The following is a 238-nucleotide window of genomic DNA, read 5'->3' on the forward strand; positions in this document are numbered from 1 at the left end:
GCTTAATTACACCGCAAAAAGTTAAAAAATAACCTTGCAAAAATAGATTACAGGTGTAGTCTTAACTTAAAGATTACATTTGTAGGCAATAAAATGATTGAGTTATCAAAAGCAGAGTTCGACGTGCTTGATGCGCTTTGGATTAATTACCCAGCAACCGCGAGCCAAATTATTGAGCGCTTAAGCGATGATAAGCAATGGCACGAAAAAACCATTAAAACCCTACTGGGTCGATTAG

The 238-nt window shown here is 37.0% G+C and carries 1 protein-coding gene; it reads left to right on the forward strand.

The features are described from left to right. Window positions 1-93: 93 nt before the first annotated feature. A partial coding sequence (locus SB756_RS35025; RefSeq protein ID WP_410913876.1) for a BlaI/MecI/CopY family transcriptional regulator occupies window positions 94-238 on the forward strand: 145 nt, incomplete at its 3' end.

Origin of the sequence: Pseudomonas sp. SIMBA_068, from assembly GCF_046534705.1 — a bacterium.
Lineage (GTDB): Bacteria > Pseudomonadota > Gammaproteobacteria > Pseudomonadales > Pseudomonadaceae > Aquipseudomonas > Aquipseudomonas putida.